This window comes from Streptococcus sp. 29892 (assembly GCF_032594935.1).
Lineage (GTDB): Bacteria > Bacillota > Bacilli > Lactobacillales > Streptococcaceae > Streptococcus > Streptococcus hyiners.
This window is the reverse complement of the sequence record NZ_CP118734.1, coordinates 1,842,735-1,856,298: the sequence shown is the minus strand read 5'-3', so window position 1 is coordinate 1,856,298 and position 13,564 is coordinate 1,842,735. Positions and strand designations below refer to the sequence as shown.

The window sequence follows — 13,564 nt, the reverse complement described above, 5'->3', positions numbered from 1 at the left end:
TAAAATGAGAAAGATGGAGGGCTTTATGGCACTAAAAAAAGCAAGCCTAGCCTGTACTGTTTGTGGTTCTCGCAACTATTCGATTAGTTTGTCGAGTAATCCCAAGCCAACACGGTTAGAAGTAAATAAATTTTGTAAACATTGTGGACAATACACCGTTCACAAGGAAACCAGATAGGAGTAGCGCGTGAAATTTTTGAAAGATATTGTTCGTATTTTAAAAAAGACCGCCTGGCCAACTCGTAAGCAGAGCTGGAAGGATTTCGCTTCTGTGATGCAATACACAGCATTTTTCGTGGCGATAATCTACCTCTTTGACTTGATTTTGTCACGTGGTTTGGTGAGTCTTATTAATCTTTTCTAGAAAACACTTGCCATTTGTAAAATGGAAGTGATATAATAAAGAAAAGCGAAAGCCTTCGGGCTTTTTTTAGCGTCTAAAAATGCAGTGGTTCCATAGAAAGGAAGTTAAAATGTACGATAGTTTTGATAAGGGCTGGTTTGTTTTGCAAACTTATTCAGGATATGAGAACAAGGTCAAGGAGAACTTGCTCCAACGCGCTCATACCTATAACATGTTGGAAAACATTCTTCGTGTAGAAATTCCTACCCAGACCGTTCAAGTTGAGAAAAATGGTGAGGTTAAGGAAGTAGAAGAAAATCGTTTCCCAGGTTACGTTTTGGTGGAAATGGTCATGACCGACGAAGCTTGGTTTGTAGTGCGTAACACGCCAAACGTTACAGGTTTCGTGGGTTCACACGGTAACCGTTCAAAACCAACACCACTTTTGGAAGAAGAAATCCGTCAAATCTTGGTATCTATGGGTCAAACCGTGCAAGAATTTGATATTGATGTCAAAGTTGGAGACACTGTTCGTATCATCGACGGAGCCTTCACCGACTACACAGGTAAAATCACAGAAATCGACAACAACAAGGTCAAAATGGTCATCTCTATGTTTGGTAATGATACCATTGCTGAAGTTAACTTGAGCCAGATTGCTGAGTTGTAATATATCCATGCTCCTCATAGCGACAAGCTGTGGGGAGTTTGTTGTTATTTTGGGTGTCCAAAATTTGTCCAAAACTTTTTTCTGTTTTTACCGAATTTTACCAAATAACAAATCAAAAAAGCCCGAAAAATCGGGCTTTTGACTTGTATAAATTCGGATAAAATCCTATAATAAAGGCGGTAGACGGATTTGAACCGACGATCAAGCTTTTGCAGAGCCGTGCCTTACCACTTGGCTATACCGCCATAACAAAGAATATTGTACCTTAAATAGTGAAATTGGTCAAGTGGAAAAATAAACATTTACAGATAATGTGTCTGGTAAAGGGCAGTGAAGACTGGAAATGCTAGTCGGAGCAACTGTCGGTATAATCAAGAATGGCCATACCTTTCGTTCCTAATCTATTTTTCATTTGGAGGTTATTATGAAAAAATATCTAGCTCTAGCACTGGTTTGTGTAGCGACCTTATCAGCTTGTAGCAAGTCAAATGTCCAGACGAAACAATCCTCAACCTCGTCATCCACTCAGCAAAGTTCGACTAGTTCATCAACGAAACAACAAAGTTCAACTAGTTCGAGCCAAGTCAAGAAGGATGATAAGGAACTGTATCAGTCCGTCTTTTCGGATTACCAGACAATCATTGACTTTGCGAATAGTGCAGACAAAGAAAATGTAGAAAAAATGATGGCTGTCTTGCAAGGTTTACAGCTTCCGATGAATTCTTGGGTTATGGAAAGTGCGGTAAAAACTGCTCCCCATTTAAGATATGCCTTTTATGATCTTAATCAGGATGGTCAGAATGAACTGTTTATCGGATCTGAAAATACAGATGAGTCAGTATTTGTAAAGGGATTCTACGCGATTATTGATGGTCAAATTTCTTTGTTAGCAGAAAATTTTGTAGCTGGAGTTGGTGGTGGGAGAAGCGCCCTTGTCTTGTTCCAGAGTGGAGAATATGTTAGTTATGGATGGAGTTCAGGGACAGGAGATGCCGTAGGTACGCTTAATAAGTTAGATGCAAATGGTCAATTGATTGAGGGAGTCGCGCAAGATTTTCATATGAGAGATGAACTTGTTTCTGTTTTTGGAAAGACAGAGTCAGAAATTCTAGATCCTAATCAATTTGACTGGGAATATTTTGAGTTTGACATGGTTGAAACGGAAACCAGCAGTTCAGATCAAACAGATGGTGTCCAGTCCATGAATTTGGAACAAATCCTAGCTGGGAACTTTTCTAGTTTGGAAGGAGAATGGGTCAATGGACGCGGTGATCGGATTGAGATTGATAGTCAAGGAAATGTGGCTGTAAATGGCGAGGGCAATACCGTCTTTGTTGATGTACAAAATGCCAAGTTTGAAGGTGAAGTTCTTTTAGCAGGAATTACCAATCCAAATGCTATGTCTTCACCTACCATACCAACTTTGCTGATTCCAAAAGGGGTACAGAATACTTATGGATTTTTAGAAGGGCATAGCGATCAGACGGACACTAGCAAGGATAGGATTTTTACTACCCAGAGTGTTGCAACGACAGAAAGCTTTAGCCAAGGTGTCTTTTATCGAGTAGATGATTAGTTAAAATGGGAGAGATAAAATGAAAAAGAAAAGATTTATTTCATGCTTACTTTTGGGAGCCAGTGTCTGCTTACTAGCTGCCTGTGGTGGGCAGAAGCAGGAAGTAACCCCGGCATCCTCATCTAGCTCATCCTCTAGCTCTAGCTTGTCAAGCACCAGTTCCACTACATCAACCACAACTACCTCTACATCAAGTAGTTCAAGTAGTCAGGTCGGTCCTTGGGATGCTGGCAAGGCAGAGGCATTGAGGACGTTTGTGATTGACCAGTGGGGACCTTCTTTCTCGCCTCCCCAATACTATGTATCTTATGGGCCCAGTCGTCAAGGTAACTTTTTTGGTGTGACCTTGCCCTCAGGTATTCTCAGTGGCCCGGAGCAACAAATGACGCCTGATTTTCTAGGAGAAACTCCTGACCTCGTTTGGAGTGAAACTGGACAAGTGGCGGCAGGGAAAACAGCAGTAGTTGGGATTTATTCGGATATTGAAAATACAAAATTCCCAAGTGCCCACCTCTATCTCTTTACCATTAAGGATGGTCAGGTTATTGCTTGGATTACTGAGCAAAATCAGGGTAATCCAGAGAAGCGTTTGTATTTCCGACCGACTAAAAACCAGGAATTACAAGCCTTCTTTGAAAACTTGGTTCTCGGTGAAAGTTCAGCAGTGGCAACTGAAACTAGCTCGGCAACTGTTCCTAATACGTCTGTAGACACCAAGAATTTGACCGTCGAGCAGGCAGCTAATTGGGCCAAGGCACATGCAGCTTCTCGTTACGGGGCTCCTTTTACCAAAGCGGATTTTCTGGCCCAAGTGGTTACCAATGTTCAGTCATCTGATGGCTTGGTCTATGTTGAGGTAAGGGAAGACCATAATAGCCCTAATATGCAGGGAACAGATCCCAATGTTGCTCCATCAGCTGGTTTTTATAGAATAAATGCCAGTGGACAGTTAGAAAGAATGGATGTTGTGGCAGGGTCTTATTCTGTTGTTGCAGAAACATACTTTGAATAGAAAAAGTGCCGATTTTTGACGAATTTCTCTACTATTTTGCTTGAAAATAGGCAGGTATTCTGATATACTAATAGAGTTGCTGTGCAACAAATACTCATCTCGGACCAATTGTGGTCTTGTTGCCGAAAGGTTGGGCTGCAAGTCGAAGTTCGGGAGAGGAGAAAAAACAAAAAGGAGAAATACTCATGGCAGTAATTTCAATGAAACAACTTCTTGAGGCTGGTGTACACTTCGGTCACCAAACTCGTCGCTGGAATCCTAAGATGGCTAAGTACATCTTCACAGAGCGTAACGGTATCCACGTTATCGACTTGCAACAAACTGTAAAATTGGCTGACCAAGCTTACGAATTCATCCGTGACGCTGCAGCAAACGACGCAGTTATCTTGTTCGTAGGTACTAAAAAACAAGCTGCTGAAGCTGTTAAAGACGAAGCTATCCGCGCTGGTCAATACTTCATCAACCACCGTTGGTTGGGTGGAACTCTTACAAACTGGGGTACAATCCAAAAACGTATCGCTCGTTTGAAAGAAATCAACCGTATGGAAGAAGATGGAACTTTCGATGTGCTTCCTAAGAAAGAAGTAGCATTGTTGAACAAACAACGTGCTCGTCTTGAAAAATTCTTGGGCGGTATCGCTGACATGCCACGCATTCCAGACGTAATGTTCGTAGTTGACCCACACAAAGAGCAAATCGCTGTTAAAGAAGCTAAGAAATTGGGTATCCCAGTTGTAGCGATGGTTGACACAAACACAGATCCAGATGATATCGATGTTATCATCCCAGCTAACGACGACGCTATCCGCGCTGTTAAATTGATCACAGCTAAAATGGCTGACGCTATCATCGAAGGTAACCAAGGTGAAGACAGCGTAGCAGCAGTTGAAGCTGAATTGGCAGCTGAGCCAGCATCTACAGAATCAATCGAAGAATTGGTTGAAGTTGTAGAAGGAAAATAAGTAACGAGGACGTGAAAAAAAGCGTTAGATTTATCTAAATTTTAGCTTTTTAGTCTGAGTACACTTTACATCATTTATCAAACACAAAAACAATCCTAGAGGGGCAGGGCTGAGCCCGCTCCTCTATTTTATAAATACAAACAAGGAGAATAGACATGGCAGAAATTACAGCAGCTCTCGTTAAAGAATTGCGTGAAAAATCAGGTGCTGGCGTTATGGACGCGAAAAAAGCATTGGTTGAAACTGAAGGTGATATCGAAAAAGCGATTGAATTGCTTCGCGAAAAAGGTATGGCTAAGGCAGCTAAGAAAGCTGACCGTGTAGCAGCTGAAGGTTTGACAGGTGTTTACGTTGATGGTAATGTAGCAGCAGTTGTTGAAGTTAACGCTGAAACAGACTTCGTTGCGAAAAACGCTCAATTCGTTGAATTGGTAAACACTACTGCTAAAGTAATTGCAGAAGGTAAACCAGCTGACAACGAAGCAGCTCTTAAATTGACAATGCCTTCAGGTGAAACTCTTGAAGAAGCATACGTAAACGCAACTGCAACAATCGGTGAGAAAATCTCATTCCGTCGCTTTGCTTTGGTTGAAAAAACAGATGCTCAAGCATTTGGTGCTTACCAACACAATGGCGGACGTATCGGTGTTATCTCAGTAATCGACGGTGGTGACGAAACTCTTGCTAAACAAATCTCAATGCACATCGCTGCGATGAAACCAACTGTTCTTTCTTACACTGAGTTGGATGAGCAATTCGTTAAAGATGAGTTGGCACAAATCAACCACAAAATCGAACAAGACAACGAAAGCCGTGCAATGGTTGACAAACCAGCATTGCCACTCTTGCAATACGGTTCAAAAGCTCAATTGACTGACGAAGTGATTGCAGCAGCTGAAGAAGCAATCAAAGCAGAATTGGCAGCAGAAGGCAAGCCAGAAAAAATCTGGGACAAAATCATCCCAGGTAAAATGGATCGCTTCATGCTTGACAACACTCAAGTTGACCAAGCATACACACTTCTTGCTCAAGTTTACATCATGGACGACAGCAAAACAGTTGAAGCTTACTTGAACTCAGTAAACGCTTCAGTTGTAGAATTTGCTCGTTTCGAAGTGGGTGAAGGTATCGAGAAAGCTTCAAACGACTTTGAAGCAGAAGTTGCAGCTACTATGGCAGCAGCTCTTGGTAAATAAGATATAACGAAGAACTTCCGAAAAGGAGTTCTTTTTTTGATAAATCGGTCTTAGGGCGGATGTTTGAACAGGTTGAGTGAGTTATACTAGTATCAATCCTAAATATTTTTCATAATCTCCTTAAAAAGCACCGGCCTTGTGGTCGGTGCTTTTTGCTAGCTTTTTAAGATATAAGTGTCCCAACTAGGCTTGTTTGGTTGTCGGAATTGGTCAGCTAAATGCATGGCGATAGGATCGCAGTCATCAGCCTCAAAGCTAATTTGCTCATACTGTTCAAATAGTTGGCAAATAACTGCTTGGATGAAGGAACCAAGGCTTTGTTCATCTTTTCCGCATACATAGGCAATTTCATTGTTTTCTACGAAGGCACAATTGGCTGAGTCTGTATAAACCAGATCAGGTAAGCCCTTTTCAAATTCTTCTTGACTGGCAGTCCAAGGATTGATGTCTTGGTGGACTGTTTGATAGTGGTCAAAAATTTGCTGACAGGCTATTTGATAAGGTGCGGTGCCTTTTCGAGCTGTGATGATGTTAGTGGTAGTTGTTTGACCAAGGTAGTCTTGCTTGGTCACTTCGAACTCATAGCATTTCCGCTTGCAGACAAAGCCAGCTGCGGTAAGGAAATGGATTCTTTCCTGCTCTGCAGAGGAGAGCATAACCTGCAGAGGCTTACCTTCTAAGAAAGTCTGTAGGGACTGGAAGAGCTGCTTTGCTATGGTGCATTCGAAATCGGCCAAATCCAGTCGCAGATAGATATTGACTTGGTGGTAGGGGTTGCTGTAGGTATGGATGCTGCCGATTGGTCTTCCGTGATGAGAGATGCGGAAGGTGTTGGCTTGGTAGGAAATGTCTAGCATTAGCCTTGAATAAACGCCGCAATCTCTTCTTCCGTCATGCTGGAATCGCAGCGGACTTGGACACCAGTAGATTTAGCGACGAGAAGACCAGGTACGGTAGGAACTTGGTAGTGGTCACGGAGGGCCTGAAGTTCAGGGCTGACTTGGCTGGAGTCGAGGAAGTGGACGGTCACTTGCTTGTCTTGGGCTACCTTGTGGAGTTTTGGTGCGAAGCGGTTGCAGTAAGGGCAGGTGCTACGTCCGATGAAGAGAACAGCACCGTCTTTGGCAGTTAGAAGGCTCTGTGCCTGCTCCACAGTCACATTTGTAAAATCTTGAATGTAATCTTGAAAGTTCATGGTGTAAGATATAAAGGGCCTTAAGCGGACACAGACAAAATAGGTAATAGAAGGACGATGCAAGCGTCCTGTTCTGGTTTTTCTTTCTGGTCCAGTCCCTAGCCCGTATTCAGTTCAACCAAATACGGAAGCCCTAGTCCTTTCTCCTTTTTCTTTCTATTATAGAAAATTTGAGGAGAGATTTCAAAATTCTGCTACGGATAAGGCTGGGCTTTTTCTTTCAATATTTGTCAAATTAGGGTATAATGGTCAAAGATAGTCAAAGAAAGAGGCGATACTATGGCGATGAAAAATACATCAGATTATATCGAAGAGCATATCAAAGCCATCTTGGACCAGGTCAATGTGGCAGAATTGCGCCGCAGCGAATTGGCCAGCCGGTTTGAAGTGGTTCCCAGCCAGATAAACTATGTCATCAAAACCCGTTTTACAGCCAGTCGTGGCTATATTGTGGAAAGCAAGCGAGGTGGCGGTGGCTACATCCGCATTGGGCGTATTACCTTTTCAGACAAGCATGAACTGGTCCATGATTTATTAAACAATATGGGCGAGCAGCTGTCTGCTACGGTCTATGCAGATATTTTGCAGTTGTTGTTTGATGAAGGATTGATGACAGAAAGGGAGGGAAATCTCTTTTTGGCAACGAGTTCGGATGAGGTCTTGGGCAAGGATGCAGATAGTATTCGCGCTCGGATGATGCGCCAGGTTTTGCGGCGCTTAGATAGGAAAGAGGAATAAATTCATGAAGATTTCAACTGGTTTACAAAGGGTGTTTGAAGATGCCCAGTTGGTCGCCCAACGCTATGCCTGTGAGTATTTGGAAACCTGGCATATTCTCCTGGCCTTTGTCATCAATCACGATACGGTTGCTGGAGCAGTCTTGGCAGAATATCCTGCTTCTATTTCAGAGTATGAGCATGCGACCTTTGTCGTGACGGAGAAGGTCTATCGTGAAGACTTGGAGAGTTTTCGTATCTTGCCGTCTTCTAAACGTTTGGATGAAACAGCAAGCTTAGCTAAAAAGATTGCGGAAGTGGTCAAGGCCAAGGAGTTGGGAACAGAACACCTTTTCCTAGCCATGTTGCTGAACAGACGTTCGACTGCCAGTCTGATTTTGGACAAGGTCGGTTTTCATTTGGAAGATTCCGATGACAAGATTCGTTTTGTAGATTTGCGCAAGAGCTTAGAAAAACGTGCAGGATTTACCAAGGAAGATATGAAGGCTGTTCGTGGCTTGATGAAGGGCGGAAAAGCCAAGCCAGTCAATGCGGGACAGATGATGGGCATGCCTCCTGGACCTCAAACGGGTGGTTTGGAAGACTATACCCGAGATTTGACTGCCCTGGCCCGAGAAGGCAAGATGGAACCGGTCATTGGCCGTGATGTCGAGATTGAGCGGATGATTCAAATCCTTTCCCGCAAGACGAAAAACAACCCTGTCCTAGTCGGTGATGCGGGTGTCGGAAAAACGGCTCTTGCTTTGGGCTTGGCTCAACGTGTCGCTTCAGGTGATGTGCCTGTTAGTCTATCTAAGATGCGGGTTTTGGAACTTGACTTGATGAATGTGATTGCGGGCACTCGTTTCCGTGGTGACTTCGAAGAGCGGATGAACAATATCATCAATGACATTGAAGAAGACGGTCAGGTGATACTCTTCATCGATGAGCTGCACACGATTATGGGGTCTGGTTCAGGGATTGATTCGACTCTGGATGCGGCCAATATCCTCAAGCCGGCCCTGGCTCGTGGGACCCTTCGTACGGTTGGGGCGACCACTCAGGCGGAGTATCAGAAGCATATCGAAAAAGATGCGGCCTTGGTACGTCGTTTTGCCAAGGTGATGATTGAGGAGCCGACTGTGGAAGATGGCATTGCCATTTTGTCTGGTCTAAAAGGGACTTTTGAGAAATACCATAGGGTCCGTATTGGAGATAGGGCTGTTGAAACTGCTGTGACCTACGCTAAGCGGTATTTGACCAGTAAAAACCTGCCAGATTCAGCAATCGACTTGCTAGATGAAGCCAGTGCAACCGTGCAAAATCGTGCCAAGGGACAGGGAGAATTGGCAGAATCTGGTTTGACCAGTCTGGATAAGGCTTTGATGGCTGGTAAGTATAAGACAGTTAGCAAGCTACTGCGTCAAGCAAAAGAAGCAGCTAAATCCAGTCAAAACTATGACTTGGAAGTGACGGAAGAAGATGTCTTAGAAACCCTCAGTCGTCTGTCTGGTATTCCTGTGACCAAGCTTAGCCAGTCAGATGCCAAGAAGTATTTGAATTTGGAAGCAGAATTACACCAGCGTGTCATTGGCCAGGAAGAAGCTATTTCTGCAGTCAGCAGGGCCATCCGCCGTAATCAGTCAGGCATTCGGACAGGTCGCAGACCGATTGGTTCATTCATGTTCTTGGGACCGACGGGTGTCGGTAAAACGGAGCTAGCTAAGGCCTTAGCAGAAGTCCTCTTTGATGACGAGTCAGCTCTGATTCGCTTTGACATGTCTGAATACATGGAGAAATTCGCAGCTAGCCGTCTAAATGGTGCCCCTCCAGGCTATGTTGGCTATGAAGAAGGTGGCGAATTAACAGAAAAAGTTCGTAATAAACCTTATTCTGTTCTTCTTTTTGATGAGGTTGAAAAAGCCCATCCAGATATTTTCAATGTGCTCTTGCAGGTCTTGGATGATGGTGTCTTGACTGACAGTAAGGGACGCAAGGTTGATTTCTCCAATACCATCATTATCATGACCTCAAACCTAGGAGCGACAGCCCTTCGTGATGATAAGACAGTTGGTTTTGGGGCTCTTGATTTGTCTAAGGACCACAAAGAAGTGGAGAAACGCATTTTTGAGGAATTGAAAAAGGCCTACCGTCCTGAATTTATCAACCGTATTGATGAAAAAGTGGTCTTCCATAGCCTAACGGAAAGGCATATGCAGGATGTTGTCAAGGTCATGGTCAAAGCCTTGCTTGCGGTAACAGCTGAGAAAGACATTACTCTCAAACTTCAGCCGTCTGCCCTTAAGTTGTTGGCTAAACAAGGTTACGACCCAGAAATGGGGGCTCGCCCACTTCGCAGACTCTTGCAGACCAAGTTGGAAGATCCATTGGCAGAGATGTTGCTCCGTGGGGAGTTACCAACTGGTTCAACCTTGAAAGTTGGGGTTAAGGGCGAAGAGCTCAAGTTTGATGTGGTCAAATAGGTGGAAAAATGCTCGAACTAAGACTGCTTTTAGAAGCAGATTGTGAGGACTTTATCTGCCGCAATCATATAGTTTCGGATGAGAAAGGCAAGGTATGAAACAAACCGTAGCAGTCGTTTTCGGAACCTTTGCCCCCATGCACAAGGGGCATTTGGATTTGATTGAACGAGCAAAGTTGGCTTGTGGTCAGGTTTATGTGGTGGTTTCAGGCTATGACAAGGATCGAGGAGATAGGATAGGTTTAGATCTGACCAAACGATTTCAATTTGCTCAAGAGCAGTTTAAGGAAGATAGGTTGGTGAGTGTTTGTGCGCTTGATGAAACCGACTTGCCAGCCTATCCAGATGGTTGGGACCTTTGGCTAGAACGCTTGCTTGGTTTGTTGGACTTGTCTGAAAATCAAGTGCCAGTCTTCTATGTGTCCGAGGAAGAATATGCCCAAGAACTGCATAGGCGAGGCTATCAAGCTCATTATAGTCCTAGAAAATTTGGTATTTCAGCCACTCTCATTCGTGAACATCCTCAACAATACCATGATTACATTGCCCCTGCCTTTCTTTCCTTTTTTGGAAAGGAAAGCATGTAAAACAGTATAGAAAAAACGCATAAAATCAGGTCATAACCTTGGTTTTATGCGTTTTTTCTGTTTCATTGTTAGCGAGTTTTAACCTGCCTGTTTATCTTATTTAGCAATCCGTTCTTGATAGGCTTCTCGTGCTTGGTCAAAGAGCTCTTGGACCTGCTCAATGGTTTCTGCCTTGGCAACGGCTCCACGGATTTTGGCAGCCCCTGCTGAGCCACGGAGATAGTGGGGAGCAAGGCCACGGAATTCGCGGACGGCAACTGACTCGCCCTTGAGATTGGTCAATCGGGTCAGGTGGTCGAAGGCGACATTGAGTTTGTCATCGAAGGAGAGGTCGGGGAGGACTTCTCCAGTTTCAAGATAGTGGTTGATTTGGTTGAAGATGTATGGGTTTCCCATAGCAGTCCGGCCGACCATGACAGCATCGGCTCCGACTTCCTCAATTCGATGGCGGGCATCTTCGACATTGCGGATGTCGCCGTTTGCGATGAAGGGAATCTTGGTCAGGCTGCCAGCCACCTTGGTTAAGGTTTCCAGGTCTACGGTTCCTGTGTACATCTGCTCGCGGGTCCGTCCGTGCATGGCCAGGGCAGCCACACCGCCACTTTCTGCGGCCAGGGCGTTTTCGACCGCCAGGTCGGTATTGTTCCAACCGGTCCGCATCTTAACGGTTAAAGGAATGTCAAGGACAGAGGTCACTTCCTTGATGATGTGGTAGATCTTGTCGGGGTCCTTGAGCCACTTGGCACCTGCCTCGTTCTTGATGACCTTGTTGACAGGGCAACCCATGTTGATATCTACGATATTAGCCTTGGTGTTCTTCTGGATGAAGTCGGCAGCCCGTTTCAGCCCTTCGGCATCGCCACCGAAAAGTTGGATGGACATAGGGTATTCGTTGTCGTCAATATGGAGCATATGAAGGGTCTTCTCGTTGTTGTAGAGAAGGCCTTTTTCAGAGATCATTTCCATAACGACTAGGCCTGCGCCCATTTCCTTGGCAATGGTACGGAAGGCCGAGTTAGTCACGCCAGCCATTGGGGCCAGCACGCAGCGATTGGGGATTTCCACATCACCAATCATGAAAGGGGTATTGAGATTAGCCATTGATGAGTTCCTCCAAATCGTTTTCGTCAAAGTGGTAGTGGGTCTGGCAGAATTGACAGGTGATGTCCACGCCCTTGTCCTCGTCTTTCATCTCTTGCAGGTCCGCTTTTGGCAGACTGGCCAGAGCATCGAGGAAGCGGTCCTTAGAGCAGTCGCAGACAAAACCGATTTCTTCTTCTGATAGGCGTTTGAAGTCGTCGTCGCCATAAATGGCGGATAGCAGAGCTTCTATATGGTTTTCAGAAGCCAGTAAGCTCGAAATGGGAGGCATTTCTTGGATGCGTTTTTCGAAACGAGCAATTTCAGTCTCGGTCGCACCTGGTAAAACTTGCAACAAGAAGCCGCCAGCTACCTTGACCTTGTCTTCCTCGTCCAACAAGACATTCAGTCCCACCGCAGATGGTGTTTGCTGGCTGTCTGTTAGGAAGTAGGCAAAGTCTTCACCGATTTCACCAGAAATCAATGGTGTCATGGAATTGTAAGGGTGACCTGTTCCGTAGTCTGTGATAACTAGGAATTGTCCGTTCCCTACAAGAGGTCCAACGATGACTTCGCCAGTTGAGGTCCGTTTGTAATCCAAGTCTGGATTTTGAATGTAGCCCTTGACCTGACCTTTGGTATTAGCAACGGAGATGATAGCCCCAACAGCACCGCTGGCCAAGATTTTCAGGGTGATCTTGGTGTCGCCTTTTTCATTGGCAGCCAAAATCTGATTGGCAATGAGGGTGCGTCCCAGAGCAACGGTGGACGACGCCATAGTATCGTGTTTTTCTTGGGCTGTTTTCACGGTTTCTGTGCTATCTAGCACAAAGGCACGAAAATGCCCGCTCTTTGATAGTGTCTTAATAATTTTATCCATAAGGATTATTATAGCACAAGTGGGGAAAATGAGGAAAGGGAGAGGTTTTGAGAAGGTTATTTATAAGATAACCACTCAACGCCAGATTTTTCAGCTTCTTCCAGCATAAGCTCATCTGGCAGTTGGTCGGAAATAATAGCCTTGTATTGTGAGAGGTTGTTGATTTTGAAGAATCCTGTCTGGTGAAATTTGGAACTATCTATGAGAAGGATGGTCTCTTTTGCTCGATCAATGACGCTTTTCTTAGCCAAGGCTTGACTGAAAGATGCTTCATAAACAAACTCTTTATCTATACCACGCGCAGAGCAGAAAGCCAAGTCAACACTGAAGTGATCTAACAAAGTATTTTCGATGGCATGATTTACAACAGAAGCGGAGTGATGTTTGATTTCCCCACCAGTAATGAAGATTTTCATTGTTGGATTAGCAAATTCTGACAAACGTTGAGCAGTGTTCAGTCCATTTGTAAAAATAATTAAATTATCAATTTTTGTGAGGAAGTTACAGAGTTCGTAAACAGTGGTGCTAGAATCCAGATAGATACACATGCCTGGGCCTATAAAATCTTTTGCCATATCCGCAATCATTTTTTTAGCTAGTCTATTTTCTGATTCTCGAATGGTGTGAGATAGTTCAATCGTGTTGAAGGAATTTAAGATGACCTCGCCATGCTGTCGTTTAAGAAAACCTTGCTGTTCAAGGAAAATCAAATCACGACGTAAAGTTGATACACTGGAATAGGTCGATTTCTCCAATTCTTTTACCCCTATACGTTTTTTAACTTGTAAGATAGCCTTGATTTCTTGGATTCGTTGTTCTTTGCTCATGGGAGAACCTCCTTTTATGTTATATTATACATAAAAAA

The 13,564-nt window shown here is 44.2% G+C and carries 15 protein-coding genes and 1 tRNA gene; 10 read left to right on the top strand and 6 right to left on the bottom strand.

All coding sequences use genetic code 11. From position 1 onward, the window contains the following. The first annotated feature begins 25 nt into the window (after positions 1–25). From rpmG to nusG, 3 genes are all read left to right on the top strand, one after another. A complete protein-coding gene (gene rpmG, locus PW220_RS09270) occupies positions 26–178 on the top strand; it encodes a 50S ribosomal protein L33 (RefSeq protein ID WP_002940258.1) in 153 nt (50 codons plus the stop codon). Between the two features lie 9 nt (positions 179–187). Continuing rightward, positions 188–364 carry a preprotein translocase subunit SecE gene (gene secE, locus PW220_RS09265; protein ID WP_248055578.1) on the top strand — a complete coding sequence of 59 codons (177 nt, stop codon included), beginning with the start codon at positions 188–190 and terminating at the stop codon, positions 362–364. A gap of 109 nt (positions 365–473) precedes the next feature. Beyond that, entirely contained in the window at positions 474–1,013 is a 540-nt protein-coding gene (gene nusG / locus PW220_RS09260) for a transcription termination/antitermination protein NusG (RefSeq protein ID WP_002940254.1), read from the top strand. A gap of 174 nt (positions 1,014–1,187) precedes the next feature. On the opposite strand, the gene PW220_RS09255 is transcribed toward nusG, so the two are convergent. After that, a tRNA-Cys gene (locus tag PW220_RS09255) sits at positions 1,188–1,258 on the bottom strand. 179 nt (positions 1,259–1,437) lie between these two features. Here PW220_RS09255 and PW220_RS09250 point away from each other — a divergent pair. From PW220_RS09250 to tsf, 4 genes are all read left to right on the top strand, one after another. Beyond that, on the top strand, positions 1,438–2,589 hold the full coding sequence (locus PW220_RS09250) for a DUF6287 domain-containing protein (RefSeq protein ID WP_248055576.1): 1,152 nt from the start codon (positions 1,438–1,440) through the stop codon (positions 2,587–2,589). Positions 2,590–2,608: 19 nt separating this feature from the next. Further along, positions 2,609–3,601 carry a DUF4767 domain-containing protein gene (locus tag PW220_RS09245; protein ID WP_248055574.1) on the top strand — a complete coding sequence of 331 codons (993 nt, stop codon included), beginning with the start codon at positions 2,609–2,611 and terminating at the stop codon, positions 3,599–3,601. A gap of 185 nt (positions 3,602–3,786) precedes the next feature. Then, positions 3,787–4,563, top strand: a complete 777-nt coding sequence (gene rpsB, locus PW220_RS09240) for a 30S ribosomal protein S2 (protein ID WP_014637198.1) — start codon at positions 3,787–3,789, stop codon at positions 4,561–4,563. Between the two features lie 155 nt (positions 4,564–4,718). Then, complete coding sequence (gene tsf / locus PW220_RS09235) at positions 4,719–5,759, top strand: translation elongation factor Ts (RefSeq protein WP_099806551.1); 1,041 nt, start codon at positions 4,719–4,721, stop codon at positions 5,757–5,759. A 155-nt stretch (positions 5,760–5,914) separates the two neighbouring features. Here tsf and PW220_RS09230 read toward each other — a convergent pair whose 3' ends face one another. Next, a complete protein-coding gene (locus PW220_RS09230) occupies positions 5,915–6,616 on the bottom strand; it encodes a GNAT family acetyltransferase (protein WP_248055572.1) in 702 nt (233 codons plus the stop codon). Then, positions 6,616–6,954, bottom strand: coding sequence for a DUF6568 family protein (locus PW220_RS09225; RefSeq protein WP_172090909.1), 339 nt, complete (start codon positions 6,952–6,954; stop codon positions 6,616–6,618). The genes PW220_RS09230 and PW220_RS09225 overlap by 1 nt, the downstream gene beginning before the upstream one ends. A 279-nt stretch (positions 6,955–7,233) precedes the next feature. Here PW220_RS09225 and PW220_RS09220 point away from each other — a divergent pair, with 279 nt between their 5' ends. The 3 genes from PW220_RS09220 (at position 7,234) to PW220_RS09210 (ending at position 10,739) form a co-directional block, all read left to right on the top strand. Further along, positions 7,234–7,692, top strand: coding sequence for a CtsR family transcriptional regulator (locus tag PW220_RS09220; protein WP_248055571.1), 459 nt, complete (start codon positions 7,234–7,236; stop codon positions 7,690–7,692). A 4-nt stretch (positions 7,693–7,696) separates the two neighbouring features. Beyond that, the gene (locus PW220_RS09215) at positions 7,697–10,153 is read left to right on the top strand and encodes an ATP-dependent Clp protease ATP-binding subunit (RefSeq protein ID WP_248055567.1); all 2,457 of its coding nucleotides are present in this window, start codon (positions 7,697–7,699) and stop codon (positions 10,151–10,153) included. A gap of 94 nt (positions 10,154–10,247) precedes the next feature. Beyond that, complete coding sequence (locus PW220_RS09210; RefSeq protein WP_248055566.1) at positions 10,248–10,739, top strand: adenylyltransferase/cytidyltransferase family protein; 492 nt, start codon at positions 10,248–10,250, stop codon at positions 10,737–10,739. A gap of 96 nt (positions 10,740–10,835) precedes the next feature. Here PW220_RS09210 and dusB read toward each other — a convergent pair whose 3' ends face one another. Genes dusB through PW220_RS09195 form a run of 3 tightly spaced genes read right to left on the bottom strand, consistent with a single transcriptional unit; the run spans position 10,836 to position 13,526 of the window. Further along, positions 10,836–11,840, bottom strand: coding sequence for a tRNA dihydrouridine synthase DusB (dusB, locus tag PW220_RS09205; protein WP_248055565.1), 1,005 nt, complete (start codon positions 11,838–11,840; stop codon positions 10,836–10,838). Then, positions 11,833–12,699, bottom strand: a complete 867-nt coding sequence (gene hslO / locus PW220_RS09200) for an Hsp33 family molecular chaperone HslO (RefSeq protein WP_172094757.1) — start codon at positions 12,697–12,699, stop codon at positions 11,833–11,835. The genes dusB and hslO overlap by 8 nt, the downstream gene beginning before the upstream one ends. Before the next feature lie 56 nt (positions 12,700–12,755). Beyond that, positions 12,756–13,526, bottom strand: coding sequence for a DeoR/GlpR family DNA-binding transcription regulator (locus PW220_RS09195; RefSeq protein ID WP_248055564.1), 771 nt, complete (start codon positions 13,524–13,526; stop codon positions 12,756–12,758). Positions 13,527–13,564: the final 38 nt, after the last annotated feature.

What these genes read in the sequence shown, in the direction of transcription:
- rpmG (WP_002940258.1), top strand. Translation starts at nt 26, where the DNA reads ATGGCACTAAAAAAAGCAAGCCTAGCCTGTACTGTTTGTGGTTCTCGC.
- nusG (WP_002940254.1), top strand. Translation starts at nt 474, where the DNA reads ATGTACGATAGTTTTGATAAGGGCTGGTTTGTTTTGCAAACTTATTCA.
- PW220_RS09250 (WP_248055576.1), top strand. Translation starts at nt 1,438, where the DNA reads ATGAAAAAATATCTAGCTCTAGCACTGGTTTGTGTAGCGACCTTATCA.
- PW220_RS09245 (WP_248055574.1), top strand. Translation starts at nt 2,609, where the DNA reads ATGAAAAAGAAAAGATTTATTTCATGCTTACTTTTGGGAGCCAGTGTC.
- rpsB (WP_014637198.1), top strand. Translation starts at nt 3,787, where the DNA reads ATGGCAGTAATTTCAATGAAACAACTTCTTGAGGCTGGTGTACACTTC.
- tsf (WP_099806551.1), top strand. Translation starts at nt 4,719, where the DNA reads ATGGCAGAAATTACAGCAGCTCTCGTTAAAGAATTGCGTGAAAAATCA.
- PW220_RS09230 (WP_248055572.1), bottom strand. Translation starts at nt 6,616, where the DNA reads ATGCTAGACATTTCCTACCAAGCCAACACCTTCCGCATCTCTCATCAC.
- PW220_RS09225 (WP_172090909.1), bottom strand. Translation starts at nt 6,954, where the DNA reads ATGAACTTTCAAGATTACATTCAAGATTTTACAAATGTGACTGTGGAG.
- PW220_RS09220 (WP_248055571.1), top strand. Translation starts at nt 7,234, where the DNA reads ATGGCGATGAAAAATACATCAGATTATATCGAAGAGCATATCAAAGCC.
- PW220_RS09215 (WP_248055567.1), top strand. Translation starts at nt 7,697, where the DNA reads ATGAAGATTTCAACTGGTTTACAAAGGGTGTTTGAAGATGCCCAGTTG.
- PW220_RS09210 (WP_248055566.1), top strand. Translation starts at nt 10,248, where the DNA reads ATGAAACAAACCGTAGCAGTCGTTTTCGGAACCTTTGCCCCCATGCAC.
- dusB (WP_248055565.1), bottom strand. Translation starts at nt 11,840, where the DNA reads ATGGCTAATCTCAATACCCCTTTCATGATTGGTGATGTGGAAATCCCC.
- hslO (WP_172094757.1), bottom strand. Translation starts at nt 12,699, where the DNA reads ATGGATAAAATTATTAAGACACTATCAAAGAGCGGGCATTTTCGTGCC.
- PW220_RS09195 (WP_248055564.1), bottom strand. Translation starts at nt 13,526, where the DNA reads ATGAGCAAAGAACAACGAATCCAAGAAATCAAGGCTATCTTACAAGTT.